Below are 24,864 nucleotides of genomic sequence, written 5' to 3'. Positions count from 1 at the left end.
CCAGGGGAAGGACCTGCCGATCACGGACGGCGAGTGGAGCCGGGCCGTCAGCCGTGCCAGGGGCGAGGTGGGGACGCCTCTGAGGGCAGATCGAGAGCTCGCCCTACGTGCCGCCGAGGATGCACAGCAGGCATCCGACGTCCGCTTCTGATGGGCGAGTTGGCCGGACGGGTGAACTCCGGGTGAGACGGGGAGGACACGGCGAGGGCGGCGCCCGAAGCGGACGCCGCCCTCGCGGTGTGCGATGTCGCGCGTTACGCGGCCAGCTTCGCCAGTGCCGCGTCGATCCGGGCCAGGGTGGTCTCCTTGCCCAGGATCTCGAGGGACTCGAACAGCGGCAGACCGACCGTGCGGCCGGTGACGGCGACGCGCACGGGGGCCTGGGCCTTGCCGAGCTTCAGGCCGTGTGCTTCGCCGGCGGCCAGGACGGCCTCCTTGAGCGACTCGGCGGAGGTCCAGTCGGCGGCCTCGAGCTTCTCGCGGGCCGTGCGCAGCAGGGCGTCCGAGCCCTCCTTCATCGCCTTGGCCCAGGAGGCCTCGTCCTCGGCCGGCTCCGGCAGGAACAGGAAGTCGACGTTGTCGGTGATCTCGGAGAGGACCTTGAGGCGGGTCTGCGCGTGCGGCGCGACGGCCTGCCACTTCGCCTCGTCGAAGGCCTCCGGCGCCCAGGGGGCGAACGGGGCCTGGAGCCAGGGGCGGCAGCGCTCGGTGAAGTCCTTCACGTCCAGCAGGCGGATGTGATCGCCGTTGATGGCCTCGCACTTCTTCAGGTCGAAGCGGGCCGGGTTGGGCTGCACGTCGGAGATCTCGAACGCCGCGATCATCTCGTCGATCGAGAAGACGTCCTGGTCGGCCGAGAGGGACCAGCCGAGCAGCGAGAGGTAGTTGAGCAGGCCCTCGGGGAGGAAGCCGCGCTCCCGGTAGAGGTTGAGGGAGGACTGCGGGTCGCGCTTGGAGAGCTTCTTGTTGCCCTCGCCCATCACGTACGGCAGGTGGCCGAAGGACGGGATCTCCTTGGCGATGCCGAGTTCGATCAGCGCCTTGTAGAGGGCGATCTGGCGGGGGGTGGAGGAGAGCAGGTCCTCGCCGCGCAGGACGTGGGTGATCTCCATCAGGGCGTCGTCGACCGGGTTGACCAGCGTGTACAGCGGGGCGCCGTTGGCGCGGACGATGCCGTAGTCCGGGACGTTCTCCGGGGTGAAGGTCAGCTCGCCGCGAACCAGGTCGGTGAAGGTGATCGTCTCGTCGGGCATCCGGAAGCGGACGATCGGCTCGCGGCCCTGGGCCTTGTACTCCTCGACCTGGGCGTCGGACAGCGCACGGCAGTGGCCGTCGTAGCCGGACGGCTTGCCGGCGGCGCGGGCGGCCTCGCGGCGGGTGTCCAGCTCCTCCTGGGAGCAGTAGCAGCGGTAGGCGTGGCCGGCGTCGAGCAGCTTCTGGGCGACGTCCTTGTAGAGGTCCATGCGCTGCGACTGGCGGTACGGCGCGTGCGGGCCGCCGACCTCGGGGCCCTCGTCCCAGTCGAAGCCCAGCCAGCGCATCGAGTCGAGGAGCTGGGTGTAGGACTCCTCCGAGTCGCGGGCGGCGTCGGTGTCCTCGATGCGGAAGACCAGGGTGCCCTGGTGGTGCTTGGCGAACGCCCAGTTGAACAGGGCGGTGCGGACCAGGCCCACGTGGGGGTTACCGGTGGGCGAGGGACAGAAACGGACGCGTACTGGGGAGCCGGATGCGCTAGCCACGCTTGACAACCTTGTTGGTGAGAGTGCCGATGCCTTCGATGGTGACGGCGACCTCGTCGCCGACGTTCAGGGGGCCGACCCCAGCCGGGGTGCCCGTGAGGATCACGTCGCCGGGGAGCAGCGTCATGGCCTCGGAGATGTTGACGATCAGGTCCTCGATGGAGTGGATCATCTCGCTGGTGCGGCCGAGCTGGCGCTGCTGGCCGTTGACCGTGAGCTGGATGGTGAGGTCGCTCGCGTCCAGGTCCGTCTCCACCCAGGGGCCGAGCGGGCAGGAGCTGTCGAAGCCCTTCGCCCGGGCCCACTGCTTCTCGCGCTTCTGCACGTCGCGGGCGGTGATGTCGTTGGCGCAGGTGTAGCCGAAGATCACGTCCTTGACGCGTTCGCGCGGGACCTCGCGGCACATCCGGCCGATGACCACGGCCAGCTCGGCCTCGTGGTGGACCTCCTCGGAGAACGAGGGGTACTGGATCTCGTCGCCGGGGCCGATCACCGAGGTGGACGGCTTGAAGAAGGCGAAGGGGGCCTCGGGCACCTCGTTGCCCAGCTCGCGCGCGTGCTCCGCGTAGTTGCGGCCGAAGGCCACGACCTTGTTGGGGAGCACGGGCGGCAGCAGCCTGACCTTGCCGACCGGCACCTTCGTGCCGGAGAGCTCGAAGTCCGCGAACGGGATGCCCTTGATGATGTTCAGGACGAGTTCGTCCTGCTTGTCGCCCTCGATGGCGCCGAAGGCGACGTTCCCGTCGATGGAGAACCTGGCGATGCGCACGGGTTGCTTGGCCCCTTGACTGAAGCGGCTGGAGTCTGACGGTCCAGGCTAACGCGGGGAGGGGATCTCACCCCCGCGCAATATGCGGGGGCGCCCCGTCATGTCCGTGGGGGCGCCCCGTCACATACGAAGGGGCGCCCCCGCGCGGGGGCGCCCCTCGGAAAAACGGTTCCGGTCGCCATGAGCATCCGGCGGCCGGCACGCGTACTAGCGGATGTCACTCCGCGGCCGCGGCGGCCGCGACGGGGATCTCCATGAGGACGGTGCGCTTGGGGTTTGCGGTCTGGGCCGGCAGGTCGACGGGGTGCTCCTGCTGCTCCGGCGTCTGCAGTTCGTCGGCGTCGTTCAGGTGTGCCAGCGTCGTGCGTCGCGGGTTGGCGATCTTGTGGAACATCGTCGTCGTCTTCACTGTTTACTTGACCCTGTCCTGTGACGGGCGCCGGGAGGGTGTGTGTGAACCCCCGTACGGGCGCGGGTTGTCGATGGTGCCATCGCTGTAAAGCGTCAGGCTAAACATCCAATTCCCCGGCCCGGACGCGCAGAGGGCATGATCAGCATGTGAGTTTTCTCACGAATCAGAGGGCGAATCGGTCAATCCGGACTCGCGTCCCACCCCAACGAAACGGACATTGACCCCCTGAAGCCACCATTCCGCTCCTGATCATGGCGACTGGGACACCCGGCACAGCTCGGCGACTCGCGGAGTTACGCCCGATATGGGCGAACTCGCTTTCCACGAACGGTGATACGGCACTCACGTGGCGTCACCTACATCACGGGTCGGCCTACGGGCCTTGTTGGAGATCCTGTGCTGTGCTGGAATCTCACGGACCGCCGCAGGATCGAGCCGGCGCACAGGGGGCGCACAGTCGCGCCGAGTGGCGGCGAGAAGGGGGAGCCAGCGCCGGTCACTCACGACCACCACGGGGGCGTATTTCAGGGCGTCCCCAGAACGCCGACACCGTGCCCCGCCGTTTCAGGCGACGGGGTGCCTGGTCCAGAGGTTGCGACGCTAGTGCAGGGACGTTTCAAGAGGGATGGCAGCGCTTCGGCGGAGCCGGAGCCGCACGGCGGGACTGGCCCCGTGAAAGGCGGCCCCGCGCCCCAGCACGCCCAGAACCAGGGCCCGGCGGGTGACGGCGGTGAGCGCTCAGGGCGCCCCGGCGCATCGGCCTCCTCAGGGCCCGGAAGCCCTTCGCCGGCGCTGAAGCCGCCGACGGGGCCGACCGGCCCGGGGCCGCGAATAGCCCTGCGCAACTGGCGCATCTCCACGCGACTGGTGTCGCTGCTCGCCCTCCCGGTGGTCGCGGCCACCTCGCTGGGCGCGCTGCGTATCGACCAGTCCATGGACGACATCCAGCAGCTCGACAACATGAAGCTGCTGACCGACATGACGAAGCAGGCCACCGAGCTGTCGGCCGCGCTCCAGGAGGAGCGCGACCAGTCGGCCGGCCCGCTGGCGCACGGCGGCAAGGCGAGCGACTTCACGGTCAAGGGACTTCGCGAGAAGACCGACCGGGCGAGGAAGAACTTCCTCGACAGCTCCGAGGAGATCGACGGCGCCAGCAAGGACGGCAACCTCAAGGGCGTCCGCGAGTACCTCGTGCAGCTCGCCGGCGAGCTCGGCGACCTGGAGCAGATCCGCAAGGGCGCCTACGCCTCCGAGGGCAACTCCACGCAGACGATCGAGGCGTACCACCGTCTGATCGAGAACCTGATCGACCTCTCCCAGGACATGGCCGAGGCGACCAGCAACCCGGACATGATCCAGCGCACGCGTGCGCTCGCGGCGTTCTCCTCCGCCAAGGAGTACTCCTCGATCCAGCGCGCAGCCCTCGCGGCGGCACTGCCCGCGAGCAACACCACGACCGGCAAGCTCTCGTCGAACGACCGGCTCTACGCCGAGTCCGCCCTGGAGAGCCAGAAGTCCGAGATCCGCAGCTTCAAGAGCATCTACGGCGAGGACGCCGCGGCCGAGCTGCTGAAGCCCATCGAGGACGGCGGCAACTCCACGATCAAGGCGACCGACACCTACGCGGGCCGTGCCCTGGTCTCCGCGAGCGGTCTCGCCCAGCAGGACAAGCGGTCCTACCGCGACTGGCTGGACGACAGCTCCACCAAGATCCAGCAGATGAAGAACATCGAGCACACGCTGCTCGAGGAGATGGAACAGAAGGCCCGCGAGCTGCGCAGCGCCACCGAGCGCGACGCGATCATCTCCGGTGCCCTGATCCTGATCGTGCTCGGTGTGTCGCTGGTCGGCGCCTTCGTGGTGGCGCGGTCCATGATCCGCTCGCTGCGCCGCCTGGAGGACACCGCGACCAAGGTCGCCTCCGACCGTCTGCCCGAGCTGGTCAAGCAGCTGTCCGAGTCCGACCCGCAGGACGTCGACACGTCCGTGGAGTCGGTCGGTGTGCACTCCCGGGACGAGATCGGCCGGGTGGCCGCGGCCTTCGACGACGTGCACCGCGAGGCGGTCCGCCTCGCCGCCGAGCAGGCCCTGCTGCGGGGCAACGTCAACGCGATGTTCACCAACCTCTCGCGCCGCTCCCAGGGTCTGATCCAGCGCCAGCTGTCGCTGATCTCCGAGCTGGAGTCCCGCGAGGCCGACCCGGACCAGCTGTCCTCGCTGTTCAAGCTCGACCACCTCGCCACCCGCATGCGCCGTAACGGTGAGAACCTCCTCGTCCTCGCGGGTGAGGAGCCCGGCCGCCGCTGGACCCGCCCGGTCCCGCTGGTCGACGTGCTCCGCGCAGCGGCGTCCGAGGTGGAGCAGTACGAGCGCATCGAGCTGGCCTCGGTGCCGACCACCGAAGTGGCCGGCCGCGTGGTCAACGACCTCGTGCACCTGCTCGCCGAGCTGCTGGAGAACGCGACCTCCTTCTCGTCGCCGCAGACCAAGGTCAAGGTCACCGGTCACGCGCTGCCCGACGGCCGTGTGCTGATCGAGATCCACGACACCGGTATCGGCCTCTCGCCCGAGGACCTGGCCGCGATCAACGAGCGGCTCGCCTCTCCCCCGACGGTGGACGTCTCCGTCTCCCGCCGCATGGGTCTGTTCGTGGTCGGCCGGCTGTCCCAGCGGCACGGCATCCGCATCCAGCTGCGCCCGTCCGACTCCGGTGGTACGACCGCGCTGGTCATGCTGCCCGTCGACGTCGCCCAGGGCGGCCGCAAGCCCCAGCCCAAGCAGCCCGGTCAGCCGCCGTCCGGCGGCGGTCCGGCCGCCGCGCAGGCCGCCGCCGGTGCGGCCGCGGCGCGGCGTGCCGCGGGTGCCGGCCAGGGGGCCGGTGCCCTCGGGGCCGGTGCGTCCGGCGGTGCCTTCGGCGGCGGTGCGTCCGGCGGTGGCCGGCTAGGTTCCGGTCAGGGGCCGCGGGCCGCGCTGCCCGGACGTGACGCGGACGGCGGCCGTCCGGGAGCGCCCGGTGGGGCGCGTGGACCGCAGGGTCCCGGGACCTCGCCGTTCGAGCAGGATCCCTCGCAGGGCCGTTCCGCTCCCTCCGGTGGCGGGTTCGGCCAGCAGGCGCCGGGTGCCCCGCAGGGCATGCAGACAGCGGGCACCAACGGGCCGCAGGGCCAGGACGCCTTCGGCGGAGGCCGGAGCCGCAAGAAGCAGGGCCGTGACTCCGAGCAGGGCGCGGGCCGCAGGCCGCAGCTGCCGCCGCGTGGCGGTCCGCGGGCCGAGCTGCCCGGCGGTGACGCGCAGCAGCGCGTGCCGAGCTGGAGTGACGAGAACGCCCAGCCGCCGGCGCCGCGCGCCTCGCTGGACGCCCCGCGCGGGCACGAGGAGACGGACCTCTCCCGGACGTCGTCGCTGCCGCGCGTGGACGACCGTCAGGGTCCCGGCGCGACGGCGGAGATGCCGGCCGTGCCGCGCGACAACGACCGGCAGGGCCACGGCTCTCCGTCCGACTTCGGCGCTCCCCAGCACCAGGACCCGTTCGGCTCCGGCACGGACGCGTCGCAGGGCCAGGGCCCGTTCGTCCGCCCGGACGTCTTCGGCTCCTCCGCCGGTCAGCGCGACGCGTCGGCCACGTCGGGCCAGTACCCGGCGCCGCAGTCCTACGACAACGGCTCCACGGGTCAGTACCAGGCGCCCCGCCAGGACAACGGCAGCCAGTACCCGGCCCCGCGCCAGGACAACGGCTCCACCGGTCAGTACCCGGCGCCCCGCCAGGACAACGGCAGCCAGTACCCGGCCCAGCGGCAGGACAACGGCTCCGGACGGCCCGGCCTCCCGGGTCCGGCCACGTCGGCCGATCCCGCGGGCACGGGCCGGTTCGAGCGGTCGCAGGCCGGCAACGGCCGGGGTCCGGCCGACTTCGGCGCCCCGCGTCCGCCCGCCCCGCAGGCCCGTCCGGTCCGTCAGGAGCCCGAGGCCCTGCCGCCGGCGTCCGGTCCGGGCGACGGTCGTACGCCGCTGTACGACACGCTGGAGACCAACTGGTTCCACGGCCAGCAGGAGCAGCAGCCGCAGAACAACGGCTCCGCACCGGCCGCCCCGCAGCAGCCGCAGGGACCCACCGGTCCGCAGCGGTCCGCCGCCCCCGCCGGCTGGCGCACCTCGCCGAACGACGACCTCGTCCGCCAGGCCGAGCGCGTCCGCCAGCCCGCCGCGGGTGGTATCACCACCTCCGGCCTGCCGCGCCGGGTCCCCCGGGCCAACCTCGTCCCGGGAACGGCGCAGCAGCAAACCCACCAGAGCGGTCCGCAGGTCTCGCGTGCGCCCGATGACGTGCGCGGCCGGCTGACCAATCTCCGTCGGGGAATCGCACAGGGTCGTCAGGCCGGGTCCACCCAGACCGGCAGCCACCCACGGCCCACTCACCAGCAGGAGCGTTAGTTGAGTCCGATGAGCCAGGCGGCACAGAATCTCAACTGGTTGATCACCAACTTCGTGGACAACACCCCCGGGGTGTCCCACACCGTCGTCGTGTCCGCCGACGGTCTCCTCCTGGCGCTGTCGGAGGGCTTTCCGCGCGACCGCGCCGACCAGCTCGCGGCCGTCGCCTCGGGCCTGACGTCGCTGACGGCAGGCGCTTCCCGGATCTTCGAGGGGGGTGAGGTGGCGCAGACGGTGGTGGAGATGGAGCGGGGATTTCTCTTCCTCATGTCCGTCTCGGACGGCTCGTCCCTGGCCGTCCTCGCCCACCCGGAGTGCGACATCGGCCTCGTCGGCTACGAGATGGCCCTCCTGGTCGACCGCGCGGGCGCGGTCCTCACCCCCGACCTGCGGGCTGAGCTCCAAGGCAGTCTGCTCCACTGATCGGCCCCGGCACCACCCGTCTCACCACATCACCGTCCGGCCGCCACACACCCCACACAGGCCCCGTCAGACGGCTTGCTGACCGACTTGCTGTCCCGCCCGGAGGACCCATGACCCCGCCCACCGCCTCTCATGATCCGTACGCGGAGCCGTACGAGGACGAGGGCGACCAGCCGCTGGTAAGGCCCTACGCCATGACCGGTGGCCGGACGCGGCCGCGCTACCAGCTGGCCATCGAGGCACTGATCAGTACGACCGCGGACCCCGCCGCGCTCATGGGGCTGCTCCCGGAGCACCAGCGGATCTGCCACCTCTGCCGTGAGGTGAAGTCGGTGGCCGAGGTGTCGGCGCTGCTCAACATGCCGCTGGGTGTGGCCCGGATCCTGGTCGCGGACCTCGCCGAGGCCGGTCTCGTCGCGATCCACCAGCCGGGCGGCGACGATGCCACCGGCGCACCGGACGTGACACTGCTCGAAAGGGTGCTCAGTGGACTTCGCAAGCTCTGACGCGGGACGGTCCACCACCTCCGCGAAGATCGTGGTGGCCGGTGGCTTCGGCGTCGGCAAGACCACGTTCGTGGGTGCCGTCTCGGAGATCAACCCGCTGCGCACCGAGGCCGTCATGACGTCCGCTTCGGCCGGCATCGACGACCTCACCCACACCGGGGGCAAGACCACCACCACGGTGGCCATGGACTTCGGCCGTATCACCCTGGACCAGGACCTGATCCTGTACCTGTTCGGTACGCCCGGTCAGGACCGCTTCTGGTTCATGTGGGACGACCTGGTGCGCGGCGCCATCGGCGCGGTGGTGCTCGTGGACACCCGGCGCCTGGCCGACTGCTTCCCGGCCGTGGACTACTTCGAGAACAGCGGCCTGCCGTTCGTCGTCGCGCTCAACGGCTTCGACGGCCAGCAGCCCTACCAGCCCGAAGAGGTGCGGGAGGCACTGCAGATCGGTCCCGACACCCCGATCATCACGACGGACGCCCGGCACCGGGCCGATGCGAAGAGTGCCCTGATCACGCTGGTCGAGCACGCTTTGATGGCACGGCTGAGGTAGCACCCAAATCTGAGGCGCCATACGGCAGTTGTCGTAGATACACCGGAGCCGACTGTGTCTTTTGACACGGTCGGCCAAGGTGTTCATAACGTTTCGGCAGAGGAATCGGGTGGTACGGCCACGCGTCGCGCACATCCGGTCTCGCTGCGCGCACAATCGCCCCGCCTTTTGGCGGGGCTCGCTCTTTATGACCGTTTTATCTGGGGCTTACATCACCTCGATTCCCTGCCTCGGACTGTTTGGAAGAGCGCAGGTCGTCGTGCTGGAATGCCTGAACTGCCCAATAGTCAATGACGTACTCGTCCGTCGCCGGCGACTTGGGCTCTGAACACTGCGGCACAACGTTGGTGCCGACCGCCGAGAGGTTGTTGGTCGAGTGAGGCGAAGCAAGAACAGTCCCGAGCCGTCGGCCCGGGGCAACTTCACCCCGCCGCCGCGCACAGCGGCGCCCGCCCCCGTGCCCGGTTCGGAACCGACGGCCGCGCCCACCGAGAGCGGCGGCCGTCTCTCCCCGCGCAACTGGCGCGTGGCGACCAGGCTGAACGCGATCCTGCTCATACCCGTGGTGGTCGGCCTCGTCATGGGCGGCTTCCAGGTGAAGAGCTCGATCGACACCTGGCAGGAGGCCGAGGACGCGGAGAACACCGCGCGCCTGGTCCGCGCGTCGCTGCTCTACGCCAACGCCCTCTACAACGAACGCGACATCACCGCCGCCCCGCTGCTGCAGGGCAAGGGCCAGGACGACAAGACCGTCGTCGACGCCCGCAAGCTCACCGACGAGGCCGCCGACGAGTTCGACGCCGCGGCGCAGAACATGCCGGGCAAGCCCGGCCTGGAGCGCCGCCTGGACCTGTTCCGCAAGGCGGAGCCGAAGCTGGCCACCCTGCGCCAGGTCGCCTACAGCTCCAAGCTCAAGGGCGTACAGACCGAAGAGGGCTATGTCGAGGTCGCCCACCCGCTGACGGAGTTCGCCAACGAGCTCGGCCTCGGCACCGGCAACATCACCAGCTACGGCCGGACCGTGTACGCCATGGAGCTGACCAAGGCGGCCCTGTCGCTGCAGCGCTCGATCGGCATGCACATCCTGGTCAAGCCGGGCCCGGACGACGGCAACCTGGCCAGCCAGCGCATCGCCCTGTCCTCGTACGCCTACCTCGAGCGCATCGCCGTGCAGGAGTACATCGGCGGTGGCACCGAGCAGGACGCGGCCAAGCTGAAGACGGCCGAGGCCAAGATCAAGGCCGACGGTGCCGCGATGGCCCGGGAGGCCAAGGCCAAGAACCCCGACTACGTCCCGCCGCCGGCCAACCCGACGTCGATGATCTCGGCCGTGGCGACACTGCCGAGCACCGACGCGAGCGCCCGTGCCGCACTCGCGCAGAAGGGCATCACCGCCGAGAACTGGTGGGCGGTCAACACGCTCAAGTTCAACGCGTACGAGAAGATCGAGACGGACATGGCCGACAAGGCCGTGAGCGAAGCGTCGGACATCGCCGACGACGCCCAGCGCGACGCCTACATCACCGGTGCCGCCGTCGTGGTCGCCCTGCTCCTGGCCTTCATCCTGGCCGGTGCGGTCGCCCGCCAGATGAGCCGCTCGATGCGCCAGCTGCGCAACGCCGCCTTCGGCATCGCCGAGCAGCGTCTGCCGATGCTGGTCGACCAGCTCTCCCGCACCGACCCCGGTCGCGTCGACACCCGTGTCGCGCCCATCCCGATCTCCACCACGGACGAGATCGGCGAGGTCGCCCGCGCCTTCGACCAGGTCCACCGCGAAGCCGTCCGGCTCGCCGCCGAGCAGGCCCTGCTGCGGGGCAACATCAACGCGATCTTCACCAACCTGTCGCGCCGCAACCAGTCGCTGATCGAGGGCCAGCTGACCCTGATCACCGACCTGGAGAACAACGAGGCCGACCCGGACCAGCTGGAGAACCTCTTCCGCCTGGACCACCTCGCGACCCGTATGCGCCGCAACGGCGAGAACCTCCTGGTCCTCGCGGGCGAGGAGCCCGGCCGCCGCTGGGACCAGCCGGTGCCCCTGGTCGACGTGCTGCGCGCCGCCTCCTCCGAGGTGGAGCAGTACGAGCGCATCGAGCTCTCCGGCGTCCCGGAGGCCGAGATCCACGGCCGCGCCGTGACCGACCTCGTGCACCTGCTCGCCGAGCTGCTGGAGAACGCCACCACGTTCTCCTCCCCGCAGACCAAGGTCCGCGTCACCGCCACCCGTCTTCCCGACGGCCGTGTGATGATCGAGATCCACGACAAGGGCATCGGCCTGACCGCCGAGGACTTCGCGGACATCAACCACAAGCTGGCCAACCCGCCGACCGTGGACGCCGCGATCTCGCAGCGCATGGGTCTGTTCGTGGTCGGCCGGCTGTCCGACCGGCACGGCATCCGCGTCCAGCTGCGCCCCTCGGGCGAGCAGGCCGGCACCACCTCGCTGGTCATGCTGCCGGACGCGATCACCCATGGTGGTGGCGGCGAGCAGCACGTGGACCGCGACGAGTTCACCGTCTCGCAGATCATCCCGGAGCAGAACTTCGGCGGCGGCGAGAACTTCAACCAGCAGCCCATGCGTACGGCCGCGGAGCTCGGCTTCGACGACAGCCGCTACTCCGACGTCCCCGACGACATACGGGAGCTGGACCCCGTCGGCCGCTCCCTGATGCGCGAGGAGCGCCGGGCGGCCCTGGAGGCCCAGTCGCACGAGCAGCCCGCGCTGCCGCAGAGCAGCCAGGAGCCCTCCCAGGCGACCGGCTACCGCGACGAGTACAACGGGCAGCAGGGCTACGACGCCGGACAGGCCTACGACACCGGCCAGACCGGCTACCCGGAGCAGCAGCCGTCCGCGTACGACCGCCAGGCGCCGTACGAGCAGCAGCAGGGGTCGTACGAGGAGCAGCGGCACGCGGCGTACGAGGAGCCGCAGCAGCCTGCTTACGACGAGCAGTACTACGCGCCGAACGGCGGCCTGCCGCAGAACGACACCTTCTCGCCGAACGGCGGCTATCCGGAGCCCTCCTATGCGGAGCCGGTCCAGGAGGAGTCCTCGGAGCAGGGTGCGGGCACGGCGGGCGGTTTCGCCGCGTTCGAGCAGCGCCGTCACCAGGACGACTGGCCGCAGCAGGACGGTTACCGCAACGGCTACCCGAGCCAGTACCCTTCTCAGGCCCCGGAAACGGAATCTGCGCAGGCCGCTGACGTAAGTGAGCAGGACCGCGTAGGCTTCGACCGTCCGGAATCGGGCCCCGCAGCTCACACGATGACCAACGCCGGGCTTCCCCGCCGTGGATCCACCGCGAGCGGTGCGAACGGCACGGGTGGCGCACGGCAGGTGAGCCAGGAGTCGCCGGCCTCCAGTTCGGAGAACAACGGCGACGACTGGCGCTCGGCCAACGACGAGCGGTGGCAGCAGGCCTCGCAGCTCCGGAAGCCCAAGGCGGGCGGGGTCACCTCCTCCGGTCTGCCGAGGCGGGTACCCAAGGCGAACCTGATCGAGGGTGCCGCCGAAAGCACCCCCCAGGGAGGCCCACAGGTCTCCCGCGCCCCGGAGGACGTCCGGGGCAGGCTGAGCAACCTGCGTCGGGGCGTCCAGCGCGGACGCAGCGCAGGCAGTGAAACGAACGGCCAGGGCTTCGGTCCTGACAGCACCTACAACCAGGAGCGTTAGTGTGAGCCCGATGAGCCAGGCGGCACAGAACCTGAACTGGTTGATCACCAACTTCGTGGACAACACCCCGGGGGTGTCCCACACGGTGGTGGTCTCCGCCGACGGACTCCTTCTGGCGATGTCCGAAGGCTTCCCCCGCGACCGCGCCGACCAGCTCGCGGCCGTCGCCTCCGGTCTGACGTCTCTGACGGCAGGCGCCTCCCGGATCTTCGAGGGCGGCAGCGTGAATCAGACGGTTGTGGAGATGGAGCGGGGATTCCTGTTCATCATGTCCATCTCCGACGGATCGTCGCTCGCGGTCCTTGCACACCCGGAGGCGGACATCGGCCTCATCGGGTACGAGATGGCGCTGTTGGTCGACCGAGCCGGTACGGTCCTGACACCGGACCTTCGTGCAGAGCTCCAGGGGAGCCTGCTCAACTAGTAGACGGACGGTGCGTTTTGGCGTCCCGGGGCCGTAAGGTTTCGGGACGCGGCTCCACAGCGATGGGTGCCAGGCACAGTCGGAGGAGGAGAAAGTGGCAACACCCCCAGGCGGTTCGTCTTCGGGCAACTGGTCGTACGGCCCTGCCCAGGGCCAGGGCGACGGTGGTCAGAACCCGAACCGTTACAACTTCCCCTCCGCACCCAGCCACCGGCAGCCGTACGCGCCGCAGGGCCCCGGCCCGTCGCCGTACGACCAGCCACCGGCCCCGCGCATCCAGCCCGTGCAGCCGCAGCGCCGCACCCCGGAGCCGGCGCCCGCCGGGGCGTCGAACAACCCCCTGGTGCGTCCGTACGCCATGACCGGCGGCCGGACCCGCCCGCGCTACCAGCTCGCCATCGAGGCGCTGGTGCACACCACTGCGCAGCCGCACCAGATGCAGGGCCAGCTGCCCGAGCATCAGCGGATCTGCAACCTCTGCCGGGAAATCAAGTCGGTCGCCGAGATCTCGGCGCTCCTCACGATCCCTCTCGGCGTGGCCAGGATCCTCGTCGCCGACTTGGCGGAGGCGGGACTGGTCGCCATCCATCAGCCCGGCGGCGACGAGAACGCCGGCGGCCAGCCAGACGTGACACTGCTCGAAAGGGTGCTCAGTGGACTTCGCAAGCTCTAGCGGAGGGCCTTCCCGCTCCACCACGTCCGCGAAGATCGTGGTGGCTGGCGGCTTCGGCGTGGGCAAGACCACGTTCGTGGGTGCCGTCTCGGAGATCAACCCGCTGCGCACCGAGGCCGTCATGACGTCCGCTTCGGCCGGCATCGACGACCTCACCCACACCGGGGACAAGACCACCACCACGGTGGCCATGGACTTCGGCCGTATCACCCTGGACCAGGACCTGATCCTGTACCTGTTCGGTACACCCGGTCAGGACCGCTTCTGGTTCATGTGGGACGACCTGGTGCGCGGCGCCATCGGCGCGATCGTGCTGGTCGACACGAGGAGGCTCGCCGACTGCTTCCCGGCCGTCGACTACTTCGAGAACAGCGGCCTGCCGTTCGTCATCGCGCTCAACGGCTTCGACGGCCAGCAGCCGTACACACCGGACGAGGTGCGCGAGGCGCTCCAGATCGGCCCGGACACTCCCATCATCACGACGGACGCCCGGCACCGGGCCGACGCGAAGTCTGCGCTGATCACGCTGGTCGAGCACGCGCTGATGGCTCGGCTCCGTTAGCTCTCTCGCTGTGGGACAGCCCCTGGCGGCCTCTGGGCTGCCGGGGGCTGTTGCGTTGCCGGGTGCAGGTTTGTGGGGGGCTTGTCGCGCCGTTCCCCTCGCCCCAGAAAGACAAGAGGCCCCTCCACGTGGAGGGGCCTCTTGTCGAGCTGTTGGTCAGCGCCAGCTGTGCGGGGCCCGGAAGCCCGGCTCGCGCTCCAGGCGGCGCCAGCCTGCCTTGATGCGGCCTCGGTGGGCCGGGGTCGGGTCCGTGGGGCGGGCGGCGGCGCGGGCCAGGAGGAGGGCCGTGATGGCGGCGACTTCCTCGGGCTCGGCGTGGCCCTTCTCGACGCGGATGTCAGGCGATTCCATGGGTGTCAGTCTCCGTGAGGAAGATGTCCGCAGGGTTACTGCGGCGGGTTGCCGTGCTTGCGGGACGGCAGGTCCGCGTGCTTGGTCTGGAGCATCGCGAGGGACTTGATGAGCACCTCGCGGGTCTCGGCGGGGTCGATGACGTCGTCGACCAGGCCGCGCTCGGCCGCGTAGTAGGGGTGCATCAGCTCGGACTTGTACTCCTTGACCATGCGGGCCCGCATGGCCTCGGGGTCCTCGGCGTCGGCGATCTGGCGGCGGAAGATGACGTTGGCCGCACCCTCCGCTCCCATGACGGCGATCTCGTTCGTCGGCCAGGCGTAGGTGAGGTCGGCACCGATGGACTGGCTGTCCATGACGATGTACGCACCTCCGTAGGCCTTGCGCAGGATCAGGGAGATCCTCGGCACGGTCGCGTTGCAGTAGGCGTAGAGGAGCTTCGCGCCGTGGCGGATGATGCCACCGTGCTCCTGGTCGACGCCCGGGAGGAAGCCGGGGACGTCCAGAAGAGTGATGATCGGGATGTTGAACGCGTCGCACATCTGTACGAAGCGGGCCGCCTTCTCGGAGGCCTCGATGTCCAGCACACCCGCCAGGGACTGGGGCTGGTTCGCCACGATGCCGACGACCTGGCCGTCCATCCGGCCCAGTGCGCAGATGATGTTGCGCGCCCAGCGCTCGTGGACCTCCAGGTAGTCGCCGTCATCGACGATCTCCTCGATGACCTTGGCCATGTCGTACGGCCGGTTGCCGTCCGCCGGGACCAGGTCCAGCAGGACGTCCGAGCGGCGGTCGGCCGCGTCCGAGGACTCGGTGCGGGGCGGGTTCTCGCGGTTGTTCTGCGGGAGCAGCGAGAGCAGGTAGCGGACCTCGGCGATGCAGGTCTCTTCGTCGTCGTAGGCGAAGTGGCAGACGCCGGACGTCTCGGCGTGGACGTCGGCGCCGCCCAGGCCGTTCTGCGTGATCTCCTCGCCGGTGACGGCCTTGACGACGTCCGGGCCGGTGATGAACATCTGCGAGGTGTCGCGGACCATGAAGACGAAGTCGGTGAGAGCGGGGCTGTAGGCCGCGCCGCCGGCACACGGGCCGAGCATGACCGAGATCTGCGGGATCACACCCGAGGCCTTGGTGTTGCGCTGGAAGATGCCGCCGTAGCCGGCGAGGGCCGAGACACCCTCCTGGATGCGGGCGCCGGCGCCGTCGTTCAGCGACACCAGCGGGGCACCGGCCGCGATGGCCATGTCCATGATCTTGTGGATCTTCGTGGCGTGGGCCTCGCCCAGGGCGCCACCGAAGATGCGGAAGTCGTGCGCGTAGACGAAGACCGTGCGGCCCTCCACCGTGCCCCAGCCGGTGATCACACCGTCGGTGTACGGCTTCTTGGCCTCCAGGCCGAAGCCCGTGGCACGGTGCCGGCGCAGCTGCTCGACCTCCCGGAAGGACTCCGGGTCGAGGAGGAGTTCGATGCGCTCGCGCGCCGTCAGCTTGCCCTTGGCGTGCTGCGCCGCGGTCGCCTTCTCGCTCGGTCCGGCCACCGCCTGCGCACGGATCTCGTGCAGTTCGGCCACGCGTCCACGCGCGTCGGTCGGCTCACCCGGCGCCTCATCCAAAACGGTCATGTAGTGACCTTACGAAGCCGAGCGAGAAATGCGGGCCGTCGACTCCTCACAGTCTCCGGCGTGTTTTCCTGGTACCCCTGAACAGAACCGTGGCGGAGTGCAGCCTTTCCGACTGCTCAGGGGGCGTGTCGCTTGTATGGGTCGCACAAAACCGTCAGGCGAGAGTCACCTCACAGATATGTGTGGCGCATGCCTCCCCCGGAGTGACGCGCACGCGCAGCCGACGGCCAGTGGAGAGCACCTCGACCGTGTCGTCCAGGCGGTCCACCCGCCGGACCGGGCGGTCCCAGGTGATCTCCAGGGCTGCCCCGGTGCGGGGCGGTTCGCTCACGCAGAGGGTAGCGGTGCGGCCCCGGACGACGGTCAGCACGCTCGCGGCGGCGGACGCGGCGAGGGGGCCCGCGGTGCCCGCCGTCCAGAAGTTCGCGGCCGTGCAGCCCAGGGAGGGCACGGTGACCGCCTGGCGGTCCGGGTCGTTGGCGAGCACCGACAGCCAGTGACGGTCGGCGGCGCGCCGCGCGACCGCGGTACGGGACGCCCCGGGCATGAGGACGTAGGCGTACGTGGCGTCCTCGGGGTCGGTGCCGTGGTCGAGCCAGAGGGTCTGCCAGCGGCGGGTGCGCCGCTCCGGGGTGCCGCCGGTGTTGATGTCGGACCAGGCGCCGGTGCGGTCCTCGCGCAGCGCCTTCAGCTCGCCGTCGAGCACCAGCCAGCCGCCGTGGTCCTCCAGGTGGGCCCACCTCCGTCCCCGCACGAAACGCCGGGTGCCGTTCGCGCCCAGGTTGCGGTTGTCGACGACCGTCTCGACCGGGACGCCGTCGGCACAGGTGATCCCGGCGCCCAGGCAGATCACCGCGTCCGCGAGGCAGAACCAGGACTTGCGGGCCTCCAGGGTGGAGCCGAGGCCCTTGAGGTGCTGGCCGAGGGCCGCGCAGGTGCCGTCGGTGGTGCCGCCGACCCAGCGCGCGTCCGGGTGGGCGGTACCCCACTCGCCGCCCTCGCGGTCGGCGAGCCGTTTGGTGGAGACGGTGGTGCCGGGCAGCCGGTACCAGTCGACCGTCGGCCAGAACCAGTCCGTGTACTGGTCGCTCGCCCCGGCCCACCAGCTGACCATGCCCGCGCCGGTGTGCCAGCCGCGGGGGTTCTCCCCGTTGCCGCACTCGTAGTGGGCGATGCGGTCGCTGGCCATGGCGATGTTCACGGTGAAGCCGGGGCCGCGGTGGACGGCACGGTCCATGGCCGCGAACAGGTGGTGCCCGGCGGGTTCGGGCGCGGCCGGGGCGGGTGAGCCGGCGACGGCGTGCAGCCGGGCCAGGTCGGCGACATCGAACTGGCGGGACGTCAGCAGGGGGCTCACGGTGTCCCGTTCGATCCAGCCCTTGATGCGGGCGTGCCAGCGGTCGCGTTCGGCCGGGCTCGCGCCGGTGGCGAGGAGAGCGATGGCCGCGATGAGCCGGTGGCCGTGGTAGTGGTCGCTGCGCAGGATCTTGCGGTCGTCGGTGGTGAGGTAACCGCGGCTGATGGCCCGTCCGTTGACGCTGTCCATGACCAGTCCGTCGTGGAGGAGCGGCGCGTAGGCCCGCTCGACGCTGTCGAGGACGATCTGCCGGCCGGGGTCGGTGACCTCCCAGCCGGATCCGGCGAGCAGGGCGAAGAGGCGGCCGAGCCCGTCGAGCACGACTTGGCCGTAGGTGCCCGAGTAGGCGACCCGGGTGTGCTGGACGAAGGAGCCGTCGGCGTAGAGGCCGTCGCCCCGGGTGACGTACGGGAAGACCGGGGAGAGCGCGTCCCGGGCGAGGGCGATCTTGGCGGGGTCGCGGCCGAGGACGCCGCGCAGGACCACGGAACGGCACAGGTCGACGCGGTTCGCGCCGGTGGAGGTTCCGCTGTAGTCGCCGAGGGCGGCGTCGGGGACGAAGTGGTCGACGGCGGCGCAGGCGGCGTCGACACGGGTCCGGCCGAGTTCTTCGTACAGGGCGGCGGTGATGTCCATCAGCAGTCGGGGGCTGCCGATCTGCCACTCCCACCAGTTGCCGTAGGCGGTGGTGGCGGGGTTGTACACGGTGGCGGCGAGGTGGTCGAGGCCCCGCAGGACGCCGGCGAGGAGGCCGGGGTCGGCGGTCGAGCCGGTGCCCTGCTGGACGTAGGCCTGCGTCATGGTCCACAGGCGCGCGTAACCGAGGGTGATGCCGGCCGGTGGGTCGAAGGGGTGGCCCGGCCAGAGGGAGTTCGCCGTCGGGGCCATGCTCGCGTGCAGTTCGCGGGCGAGTGCGCCGGTCTCCGCCAGCCGGGCGGCATAGGGCTCGGCGGTCGGGTCGTAGCCGGTGCCGAGGCAGATGCGGAGCCAACGGCGGCGGAGGGTGTCGTACGGGTCGCCCGGCGGGTCGGCGGTCGGGCCCGCGGGCGCCGTACCTCCGGTCGCCGCGAGGGCCGCGGCCGCCAGCAGCAGGGCACGGCGGCCGGGCCGGAACAGGGCGGCGGCCCGGGCCGTACCCCGGGGGACGACACGGCGCTGGGGAGTCATGCCCATGCCCTACCACGGGGAGGCGGTCACCTGAACGGTGGAACCGGCCGGAGTAACCGGAACGGCGGAACGGCGACGCGGTGGCCCTACACGCGGGTGGCCCTGCACACCGGCACCGGAGTGGCGCATCGGCAGCACCGGTGGCCCTGCGCGTCCGCCCGGCCGGAACTGCGGAACGCTGGAGCGGGCAGCACCGGTGGCACTGCGCATCCGGCCGGAGCGGCGCAACGGCAGCACCCGTGGCGGTACGAATCCGGCGCGGGCGGTGTGCCCCCGGCACGGTTCAGCTCAGCCGAAGCGGTTGAGCAGGCGGCGGTACAGGCCCGGTGCGAGGCCTCGGACCCGGCCGGGGACGGTCAGCCAGGTGGGGACGTAGACCTCGTCGCGCTCCTGCCGGACGGCCTCCCAGATGGTGGCGGCGACGCAGCCCGGCGAGAGCAGACCGGTGCGGGTGCCGTCGTAGGGCCTGCCGCGGCGGGTGTGGAAGGCCGTGTCGACGGCCCCGGGGACGACGAGGGTGACGCCCACGCCCGTGCCGCGCAGCTCCTGGCGCAGCGCCTCGGCGAAGGCGGCCAGGCCGGCCTTGGCGGCGGAGTACACCGCCTCCTCCCGCAGACCCACGCAGCCCGCGACCGAGCCGAGCAGCACCACCCGCCCGCGCCCTGCCGCGATCATGCACGGCAGCACCTCCCGCACCAGGTGCAGCGTGGCGGTGAGGTCGAGGGTCAGCACCCGGTCGATGTCGGTGTGCGGCATGGCGGTGAAGGGGCCGGTCCAGCCCATGCCGGCCCCGGCGACCAGGACGTCGATGCGGCCGGTGGTGTGCAGCGCGGACTGGGCCAGCAGACGCGGGCCGTCGGGGGCGGCGAGGTCGGCGGGGAGCATGACGGCCGAGGTGCCGGACGCCGTCTGCTCCAGCCGGTTCCGGTCGCGTCCGCTGAGAAGCAGTTGCCAGCCGTCCAGCGCGAACCGCCGGGCCGTGGCCGCCCCGATGCCGGAGGAGGCGCCGGTGACCAGGGCCACGCGCCGGTCGAGACGTCGCGGCGGCCCGTACTGGTGCACCCGGGCGGGGAGGGGGGCCGTGGAGCGCCGCGGGGCGGGGTCCGCCGGTGGGTCGTAGGCCGAGCCGGAGCCGGTGAGTGTCACGAGTCGCTCTCCCCTGCGCTGTGCGTCCGCCGTGGGTCTCGTCTGTCTCCATGCGCTCCCTTGACACGGAACCCCCTCTCGCCGGACACCGCCACCGCACCGGACACCGGCCGCGGCCCGGCACTCCGGGTGCGGTGGGCCCTCGGCCCCTGGGCCGACCGGCGCGGGGTCGCCGTGCGCGGCGCCGGCGGGTGCACCCGCGCGGGCCGTGGGATTGCGCCATGCGGTGGAACGAGGACCGAGACACTCCACCCAAAGATGTTGAACATTGAACGGAATAGGTCTACGGTGGGTCGCGTTGGAGTAGTTAAAGATTCAACATCACGCACAGGAGGCGTACACCATGAGCATCTTCAGCCGCACCGAGACCCGGACCGCTGCCGCGAACACCGCCGTGAACCCCGAGCTGGCCGCCCTGACCGGCGACTACACGATCGATCCCGCGCACTCGACGATCGGCTTCACCGCCCGGCACGCCATGGTCACGAACGTCAAGGGCAGCTTCCAGGACTTCACCGGAACGCTGCACCTCGACGGCACCGATCCGTCCCGCTCGACGGCCTCCCTCGACGTCGTGATGGACAGCATCGAGACCGGCAACGCCGACCGCGACGGCCACCTCAAGAGCGCGGACTTCTTCAGGACGGACGAGTTCCCGGCCATGACCTTCCGCTCCACCAAGGCGGAGGCGCTCGGCGGTGACGACTACCGGATCACCGGCGACCTGACGATCCTCGGCACCACCCGCACGCTCGCCATCGACCTCGAGTTCAACGGTGCCGCGAAGGACCCCTTCGGCAACGAGCGCGTCGGCTTCGAGGGCAAGGCGGAGATCCTGCGCTCCGAGTGGGGTCTGACCTGGAACGCCGCGCTGGAGACCGGTGGCGTCCTGGTCTCGGACAAGATCAAGCTCAACTTCGACATCTCGGCCATCAGGAACGCGTGAGCCCTGTGAGACCGGCCCGGTGAAGCGCCACCGGGCCGGTCTGGCCGGTTCCGGCCCCTTGTGCAAAGAGTGTCGGCGTTCACATAATCCAGCAGCAGTATTTTGACCAGTCCATGCCAGCACATGGACGTTCTTTTTGCCCTTGCTGCTGTCATGCACTCGTCAATCTGATGCTTCGGTTGCACCTCCCCAGTCAACCCCCCACGGAAGGCATCACGTTGAAGAGACTCCTCACGGCCCTCAAGAGATGCGCGGTCCTCGGCGCCGCCGCACTCGCGATCGCCAGTCTCCAGCCCGTCTCCGCCGCCCAGGCCGCTCCGTCGCCCGTCGTCGGCGGGACCCGGGCAGCGCAGGGCGAGTTCCCGTTCATGGTCCGGCTCTCCATGGGCTGCGGCGGCGCCCTCTACACCCAGCAGATCGTGCTCACGGCCGCGCACTGCGTGGGCAGCTCCGGCAACAACACCGGCATCACCGCGACGGCCGGCGTCGTGGACCTCCAGTCCACCAGCGGCCGGGTCCAGGTCCGCTCCACCAAGGTGCTGCGCGCCCCCGGCTACAACGGCACCGGCAAGGACTGGGCGCTCATCAAGCTGGCGCAGCCCATCAATCTGCCGACGCTGAAGATAGCCACCACCGCGCAGTACAACACCGGTGACTTCACCGTCGCCGGCTGGGGCGCGAACCGGGAGGGCGGCTCCCAGCAGCGCTACCTCCTCAAGGCCACCGTGCCGTTCGTCAGCGACGCCGCGTGCAAGGCCTACGGCGGCCTCTACAGCGGCCTGGTCGCGAACGAGGAGATCTGCGCCGGCTTCGACGCGGGCGGTGTCGACACCTGCCAGGGCGACTCCGGCGGCCCGATGTTCCGCAAGGACAACGCGGGCAACTTCATCCAGGTGGGCATCGTGAGCTGGGGCGAGGGCTGTGCCCGGCCCCAGGCTCCCGGCGTCTACACGGAGGTCTCCACCTTCGCCTCCGCCATCGCCTCGGCGGCGTCGACCCTCTGACGCGCGGTTTCGGGGCCCGATGCCGAGGGGTGTCGGGCCCGTTCCACGTGCGGGCCTGCGCGGCCCGGGCTCATCGCCTCCGGGGCTCGTGCGACTCCAGCTTCCTCACCGCCTCCGCCACCTGGACCGCCCGGCTCCGCGCCGTCCTGGCCCGCAGCACGCCGAGCATCGCCAGATACCGGTCCGTCCGCCCGAGCGCCCCGAACGCCGCGGCGGCCCGGGGGTTCCGCTCCAGCGCCGCCGCCAGGTCCCCGGGGACCCCGGCCTCCTTCTGTGACGTGTACGCCGCCTCCCACCGGCCGTCCGCCCGCGCGGCCGCAACCTCCGCGAGCCCGCCGGGCCGCATCCGCCCGGCGGCGGTCAGCTCCCCGACCCGCCGGACGTTGACCACGGACCAGACGCTGCCCGGACGCCGGGGCGTGATCCGCTGGAGGTAGCACACCTCGTCACGTCCCTTGCGCCGGCCGGTGATCCACCCGTGGCACAGCGCCAGGTCGTTGACGTCGGCGGCGCCGACGGAGCGGATGCCCGAGCCCTTCTTCGCGATCCGGACCCAGAGGCCGGAGTGCGGCGCCGGGTGCGCGGCGAGCCAGGAGTCCAGGTCGGCCGGGGTCTCGAAGGTGAGGGGGCCCGCACTGTCGGAGATGGTCATGGCATCACCGTAGAAAGGAAGCAGGACAGAACCTGTCCGCTGGGCGAGCAGTGGACGGCCTGTTCGGGGGCCCCGGGCATTCGGTGGACCCGCTCCCCCGGGCGCCATCGGACTCACCCGCGGACCAGCCGGTCGGCGGTGGGTCAGAACCCGCCCCCGAAGTCCCCTCCGCCGCCGAAGTCCCCTCCGCCGAAACCGCCTCCGAAATCGCCGCCGAAATCGCCGGCGTTGAAGTCCGCGCCGGAGACGTCGCCGCCCTCGTAGCCGCCGAAGTCGCCGTAGCCGGAGCCGTAGTCGGCCGCGTAGGCGGGGCCGGCCATCATGCTGCCGAGCATGGTGCCGACGAGGAGACCGGGCAGGAGTCCGCCGCCGAAGTAGCCGCCGGCCCAGGGGCCGTACGCCGGTCCGGCGTCCCAGTAGGGGCGGCGGCCGTACTCGGTGTCGACCTCGCGGATCACCGGATCGCGGCCCTCGGCCAGACGCCGTTCGTCGGCCGCGCAGACGGGGACCTCGCGGGCGGTGCCGGCAGGGGGCGTCCAGGTGGCGTCGGCGACCGAGGGGCCGTGGCGCGGGTCGAAGAAGCAGGGCGGGCGGCGCTCCGGCAGGGCCCCGCCCGCACGGCGCGCCGCGAGCCGGGCGAGACTGAAGCGGCCGTCCTCCACGGCCTGGGTGACGGCCCGCACGTCCTCCGGTTTCGTCGCGGCCGCCATGAGCGACTTGGCCTGCTCGTAGGAGTCCAGGGCCCGCTCGTAGTCGGTGCGCATCGCGTCGTCGGCGCCGGGCTCCCCGGGATGGAAGTCGAGCCGGTCGAGCTCCTCGCCGAACGCGGTGATGTCCTCGTCGACGACCACCCGCAGCTTCTCCAGAGCGGCCCGCTGCTCCTCCTCGTGGCGGCGCCGGTTGCGGCGGACCATGGCGTAGGCGCCCGCTCCGCCGGCCGCCACCAGGGCGCCGATCGTGATCAGGCCGCCGACCGGCACGTCGGTGTCCGAGCCGCCGCTCCAGCTGCTCGGCGCCGTCCCGCCCACGTTGCGCAGGGCGTCGTCGACGAAGTCGTTCAGCTGGGCCTTGGCGTCGCCCGCACCCTGTACGGCCGTGACCAGGTTGGACACCGCCTGGCGGCTCATCACGGAGCTGTCGGCGCGGGCGTCGAAGCGGTCGCCGAGACGGATGCCGTACAGGCCGGTGATGCCGGTCTCGGTGCGGAGGTTCCGGAACAGGTCCTGCGTGGGGTAGCCGGCCGGGAGGACCGCCACGAGGACGGGCTTGTCAGCGTCCTTGATCTTGTCGGCGAGCGCCTCGGCGTCCGACGCCGCGAGCTGCCCGGAGGCGGCCGGGTCGACGTAGACGGGGTTCTGGCGCAGCTCCCGGGCGACCTCCGAGAGGTCGGTGGCCGCGTGCGCGCCCGGCGCACCGGCCAGCAGCACCGCCAATACGGCGGCGAACGGCACGATCAGCAGACGTACGACGGTACGCACCAGTGCGGCCCTCATATGTTCGAAGCTACCCGAAACACCCCAGAAAGGGTTATCCGTCGAGGAAGGGATCTGGAACGCTGCTGTGCCGGGTCGGGTCCGTCGCGGGGCGGGCGGGACGGTGCGGACACGGCCTAGGATGCCCCTGGCCATCCAGGAGGGGCGGGAGCGGGGGACATGTTCGGACGACGCAGGGCTGCGGACATGACGGTGTCCGAACTGGCCGAGCTGGACCGGTCGCGTACACGCGCCGACCTGCTGTGGGAGCTGTTCCGGCACGCCGAGGCGGAGGTGACCTCGGCCATCGGCTGGTACCTGGCGCGGCGCCGGGGCCCGTCGCTGTGGTCGCGTTCGCTGCGGGCGCTCGCCACACTGCTGGGCATCGTCGGCACGATCACGCCGCTGGTGCACGCCGCCTCGCCCACCACCGTGCAGCCCGAGTGGGGGTTCGTGTTCCTGGCCGGCGGGGCGGGCTGTGTGCTCTTCGACCGGATCTTCGGGTTCTCGGCGTCCTGGACCCGCTACATCCGCGCGGAGATGGCGCTGCAGCAGATCCTCAAGAAGGCGCAGTCCGACTGGGCGCAGGCGTTTCTGAGGACCACCGACTCCCCCAGCGACAAGGAGCAGGCCGCCCTGCTCGGGGTGATCGAGCGGCTGCGGACCGACGCGCAGCGGATCATCGAGGACGAGGGCGCGGCGTGGATCGGCTATCTGGCCGACGGCGTCGAGGAGCTGACCCGCTCCACCAGCACCGCCACCGGTCAGCGCTCCCACACCGCGGGCCTGTTCCGCCTCGACCGGGGCCCCGGGCGCGACCGGGGCGGCGAGGTTCCGGTGCCGCGGTCCCGGGACACCGCGATGTGACACCGGGCCGGGCCCGCGCCCCGGAACACGGCGATGTGACACCGGGCCGGGCCCGCGCCCCGGAACACGGCGATGCGACACGCCCCCAGGGACCGCGGTCCGGGACACGGAGACG

At 71.0% G+C, this 24,864-nt stretch carries 20 protein-coding genes; 11 read left to right on the top strand and 9 right to left on the bottom strand.

The genetic code is table 11. The features are described 5' to 3' along the window. Window positions 1-254: 254 nt before the first annotated feature. The 3 genes from gltX to ACIQU3_RS26370 all read right to left on the bottom strand — a co-directional run bounded on the left by gltX (window position 255) and on the right by ACIQU3_RS26370 (window position 2,917). A complete protein-coding gene (gene gltX / locus ACIQU3_RS26380) occupies window positions 255-1,739 on the bottom strand; it encodes a glutamate--tRNA ligase (RefSeq protein ID WP_403736784.1) in 1,485 nt (494 codons plus the stop codon). Beyond that, entirely contained in the window at window positions 1,732-2,508 is a 777-nt protein-coding gene (locus tag ACIQU3_RS26375) for a fumarylacetoacetate hydrolase family protein (RefSeq protein WP_403736787.1), read from the bottom strand. Before ACIQU3_RS26375 ends, gltX begins: the two co-directional genes overlap by 8 nt. Before the next feature lie 217 nt (window positions 2,509-2,725). After that, window positions 2,726-2,917, bottom strand: a complete 192-nt coding sequence (locus ACIQU3_RS26370) for a hypothetical protein (RefSeq protein WP_403737109.1) — start codon at window positions 2,915-2,917, stop codon at window positions 2,726-2,728. Between the two features lie 606 nt (window positions 2,918-3,523). Between ACIQU3_RS26370 and ACIQU3_RS26365 the strand changes: the two genes are divergently transcribed. The 8 genes from ACIQU3_RS26365 to ACIQU3_RS26330 all read left to right on the top strand — a co-directional run bounded on the left by ACIQU3_RS26365 (window position 3,524) and on the right by ACIQU3_RS26330 (window position 14,168). After that, window positions 3,524-7,351 (top strand): nitrate- and nitrite sensing domain-containing protein, encoded by a 3,828-nt coding sequence (locus ACIQU3_RS26365; RefSeq protein WP_403736790.1) that lies wholly within the window; start codon window positions 3,524-3,526, stop codon window positions 7,349-7,351. A gap of 9 nt (window positions 7,352-7,360) precedes the next feature. Continuing rightward, a complete protein-coding gene (locus ACIQU3_RS26360) occupies window positions 7,361-7,774 on the top strand; it encodes a roadblock/LC7 domain-containing protein (protein ID WP_031138073.1) in 414 nt (137 codons plus the stop codon). A gap of 110 nt (window positions 7,775-7,884) precedes the next feature. Next, window positions 7,885-8,280 (top strand): DUF742 domain-containing protein, encoded by a 396-nt coding sequence (locus ACIQU3_RS26355; RefSeq protein ID WP_030851927.1) that lies wholly within the window; start codon window positions 7,885-7,887, stop codon window positions 8,278-8,280. After that, window positions 8,261-8,836 carry an ATP/GTP-binding protein gene (locus tag ACIQU3_RS26350; protein ID WP_352096868.1) on the top strand — a complete coding sequence of 192 codons (576 nt, stop codon included), beginning with the start codon at window positions 8,261-8,263 and terminating at the stop codon, window positions 8,834-8,836. The genes ACIQU3_RS26355 and ACIQU3_RS26350 overlap by 20 nt, the downstream gene beginning before the upstream one ends. Before the next feature lie 376 nt (window positions 8,837-9,212). Further along, window positions 9,213-12,509: a nitrate- and nitrite sensing domain-containing protein gene (locus ACIQU3_RS26345; RefSeq protein ID WP_403928049.1), complete on the top strand. Its 3,297-nt coding sequence runs from the start codon at window positions 9,213-9,215 to the stop codon at window positions 12,507-12,509. A 10-nt stretch (window positions 12,510-12,519) separates the two neighbouring features. Then, window positions 12,520-12,933, top strand: coding sequence for a roadblock/LC7 domain-containing protein (locus tag ACIQU3_RS26340; RefSeq protein ID WP_004983065.1), 414 nt, complete (start codon window positions 12,520-12,522; stop codon window positions 12,931-12,933). A gap of 94 nt (window positions 12,934-13,027) precedes the next feature. After that, complete coding sequence (locus ACIQU3_RS26335; protein ID WP_029181511.1) at window positions 13,028-13,606, top strand: DUF742 domain-containing protein; 579 nt, start codon at window positions 13,028-13,030, stop codon at window positions 13,604-13,606. Beyond that, complete coding sequence (locus ACIQU3_RS26330; protein ID WP_014675207.1) at window positions 13,587-14,168, top strand: ATP/GTP-binding protein; 582 nt, start codon at window positions 13,587-13,589, stop codon at window positions 14,166-14,168. The genes ACIQU3_RS26335 and ACIQU3_RS26330 overlap by 20 nt, the downstream gene beginning before the upstream one ends. Window positions 14,169-14,324: 156 nt before the next feature. Here ACIQU3_RS26330 and ACIQU3_RS26325 read toward each other — a convergent pair whose 3' ends face one another. From ACIQU3_RS26325 to ACIQU3_RS26310, 4 genes are all read right to left on the bottom strand, one after another. Next, window positions 14,325-14,519, bottom strand: coding sequence for an acyl-CoA carboxylase epsilon subunit (locus tag ACIQU3_RS26325; RefSeq protein ID WP_403736802.1), 195 nt, complete (start codon window positions 14,517-14,519; stop codon window positions 14,325-14,327). A gap of 35 nt (window positions 14,520-14,554) precedes the next feature. Next, window positions 14,555-16,138: an acyl-CoA carboxylase subunit beta gene (locus ACIQU3_RS26320; RefSeq protein ID WP_403736807.1), complete on the bottom strand. Its 1,584-nt coding sequence runs from the start codon at window positions 16,136-16,138 to the stop codon at window positions 14,555-14,557. A gap of 154 nt (window positions 16,139-16,292) precedes the next feature. After that, a complete protein-coding gene (locus ACIQU3_RS26315; protein WP_403736812.1) occupies window positions 16,293-18,662 on the bottom strand; it encodes a polysaccharide lyase 8 family protein in 2,370 nt (789 codons plus the stop codon). Window positions 18,663-18,950: 288 nt separating this feature from the next. Then, on the bottom strand, window positions 18,951-19,808 hold the full coding sequence (locus tag ACIQU3_RS26310) for an SDR family NAD(P)-dependent oxidoreductase (RefSeq protein ID WP_403736815.1): 858 nt from the start codon (window positions 19,806-19,808) through the stop codon (window positions 18,951-18,953). A gap of 343 nt (window positions 19,809-20,151) precedes the next feature. Between ACIQU3_RS26310 and ACIQU3_RS26305 the strand changes: the two genes are divergently transcribed. After that, the gene (locus tag ACIQU3_RS26305) at window positions 20,152-20,754 is read left to right on the top strand and encodes a YceI family protein (protein WP_403736818.1); all 603 of its coding nucleotides are present in this window, start codon (window positions 20,152-20,154) and stop codon (window positions 20,752-20,754) included. Window positions 20,755-20,972: 218 nt separating this feature from the next. Further along, a complete protein-coding gene (locus ACIQU3_RS26300) occupies window positions 20,973-21,758 on the top strand; it encodes a S1 family peptidase (RefSeq protein ID WP_403736824.1) in 786 nt (261 codons plus the stop codon). Window positions 21,759-21,828: 70 nt separating this feature from the next. On the opposite strand, the gene ACIQU3_RS26295 is transcribed toward ACIQU3_RS26300, so the two are convergent. Next, entirely contained in the window at window positions 21,829-22,410 is a 582-nt protein-coding gene (locus ACIQU3_RS26295; RefSeq protein WP_403928047.1) for a YdeI family protein, read from the bottom strand. A 143-nt stretch (window positions 22,411-22,553) separates the two neighbouring features. Continuing rightward, window positions 22,554-23,903 carry a hypothetical protein gene (locus tag ACIQU3_RS26290; RefSeq protein ID WP_403928044.1) on the bottom strand — a complete coding sequence of 450 codons (1,350 nt, stop codon included), beginning with the start codon at window positions 23,901-23,903 and terminating at the stop codon, window positions 22,554-22,556. A 159-nt stretch (window positions 23,904-24,062) separates the two neighbouring features. On the opposite strand from ACIQU3_RS26290, the gene ACIQU3_RS26285 reads away from it, so the two are divergent. Then, complete coding sequence (locus ACIQU3_RS26285; RefSeq protein ID WP_403928042.1) at window positions 24,063-24,749, top strand: SLATT domain-containing protein; 687 nt, start codon at window positions 24,063-24,065, stop codon at window positions 24,747-24,749. Window positions 24,750-24,864 lie beyond the last annotated feature (115 nt).

The organism is Streptomyces sp. NPDC101110, from assembly GCF_044759525.1.
Classification (GTDB): domain Bacteria; phylum Actinomycetota; class Actinomycetes; order Streptomycetales; family Streptomycetaceae; genus Streptomyces.
This window is presented reverse-complemented; position numbering and strand designations above follow the sequence as displayed.

What these genes read in the sequence shown, in the direction of transcription:
- ACIQU3_RS26360 (WP_031138073.1), top strand. Translation starts at nt 7,361, where the DNA reads ATGAGCCAGGCGGCACAGAATCTCAACTGGTTGATCACCAACTTCGTG.
- ACIQU3_RS26355 (WP_030851927.1), top strand. Translation starts at nt 7,885, where the DNA reads ATGACCCCGCCCACCGCCTCTCATGATCCGTACGCGGAGCCGTACGAG.
- ACIQU3_RS26340 (WP_004983065.1), top strand. Translation starts at nt 12,520, where the DNA reads ATGAGCCAGGCGGCACAGAACCTGAACTGGTTGATCACCAACTTCGTG.
- ACIQU3_RS26325 (WP_403736802.1), bottom strand. Translation starts at nt 14,519, where the DNA reads ATGGAATCGCCTGACATCCGCGTCGAGAAGGGCCACGCCGAGCCCGAG.
- ACIQU3_RS26320 (WP_403736807.1), bottom strand. Translation starts at nt 16,138, where the DNA reads ATGACCGTTTTGGATGAGGCGCCGGGTGAGCCGACCGACGCGCGTGGA.
- ACIQU3_RS26315 (WP_403736812.1), bottom strand. Translation starts at nt 18,662, where the DNA reads ATGACTCCCCAGCGCCGTGTCGTCCCCCGGGGTACGGCCCGGGCCGCC.
- ACIQU3_RS26305 (WP_403736818.1), top strand. Translation starts at nt 20,152, where the DNA reads ATGAGCATCTTCAGCCGCACCGAGACCCGGACCGCTGCCGCGAACACC.
- ACIQU3_RS26295 (WP_403928047.1), bottom strand. Translation starts at nt 22,410, where the DNA reads ATGACCATCTCCGACAGTGCGGGCCCCCTCACCTTCGAGACCCCGGCC.
- ACIQU3_RS26290 (WP_403928044.1), bottom strand. Translation starts at nt 23,903, where the DNA reads ATGAGGGCCGCACTGGTGCGTACCGTCGTACGTCTGCTGATCGTGCCG.
- ACIQU3_RS26285 (WP_403928042.1), top strand. Translation starts at nt 24,063, where the DNA reads ATGTTCGGACGACGCAGGGCTGCGGACATGACGGTGTCCGAACTGGCC.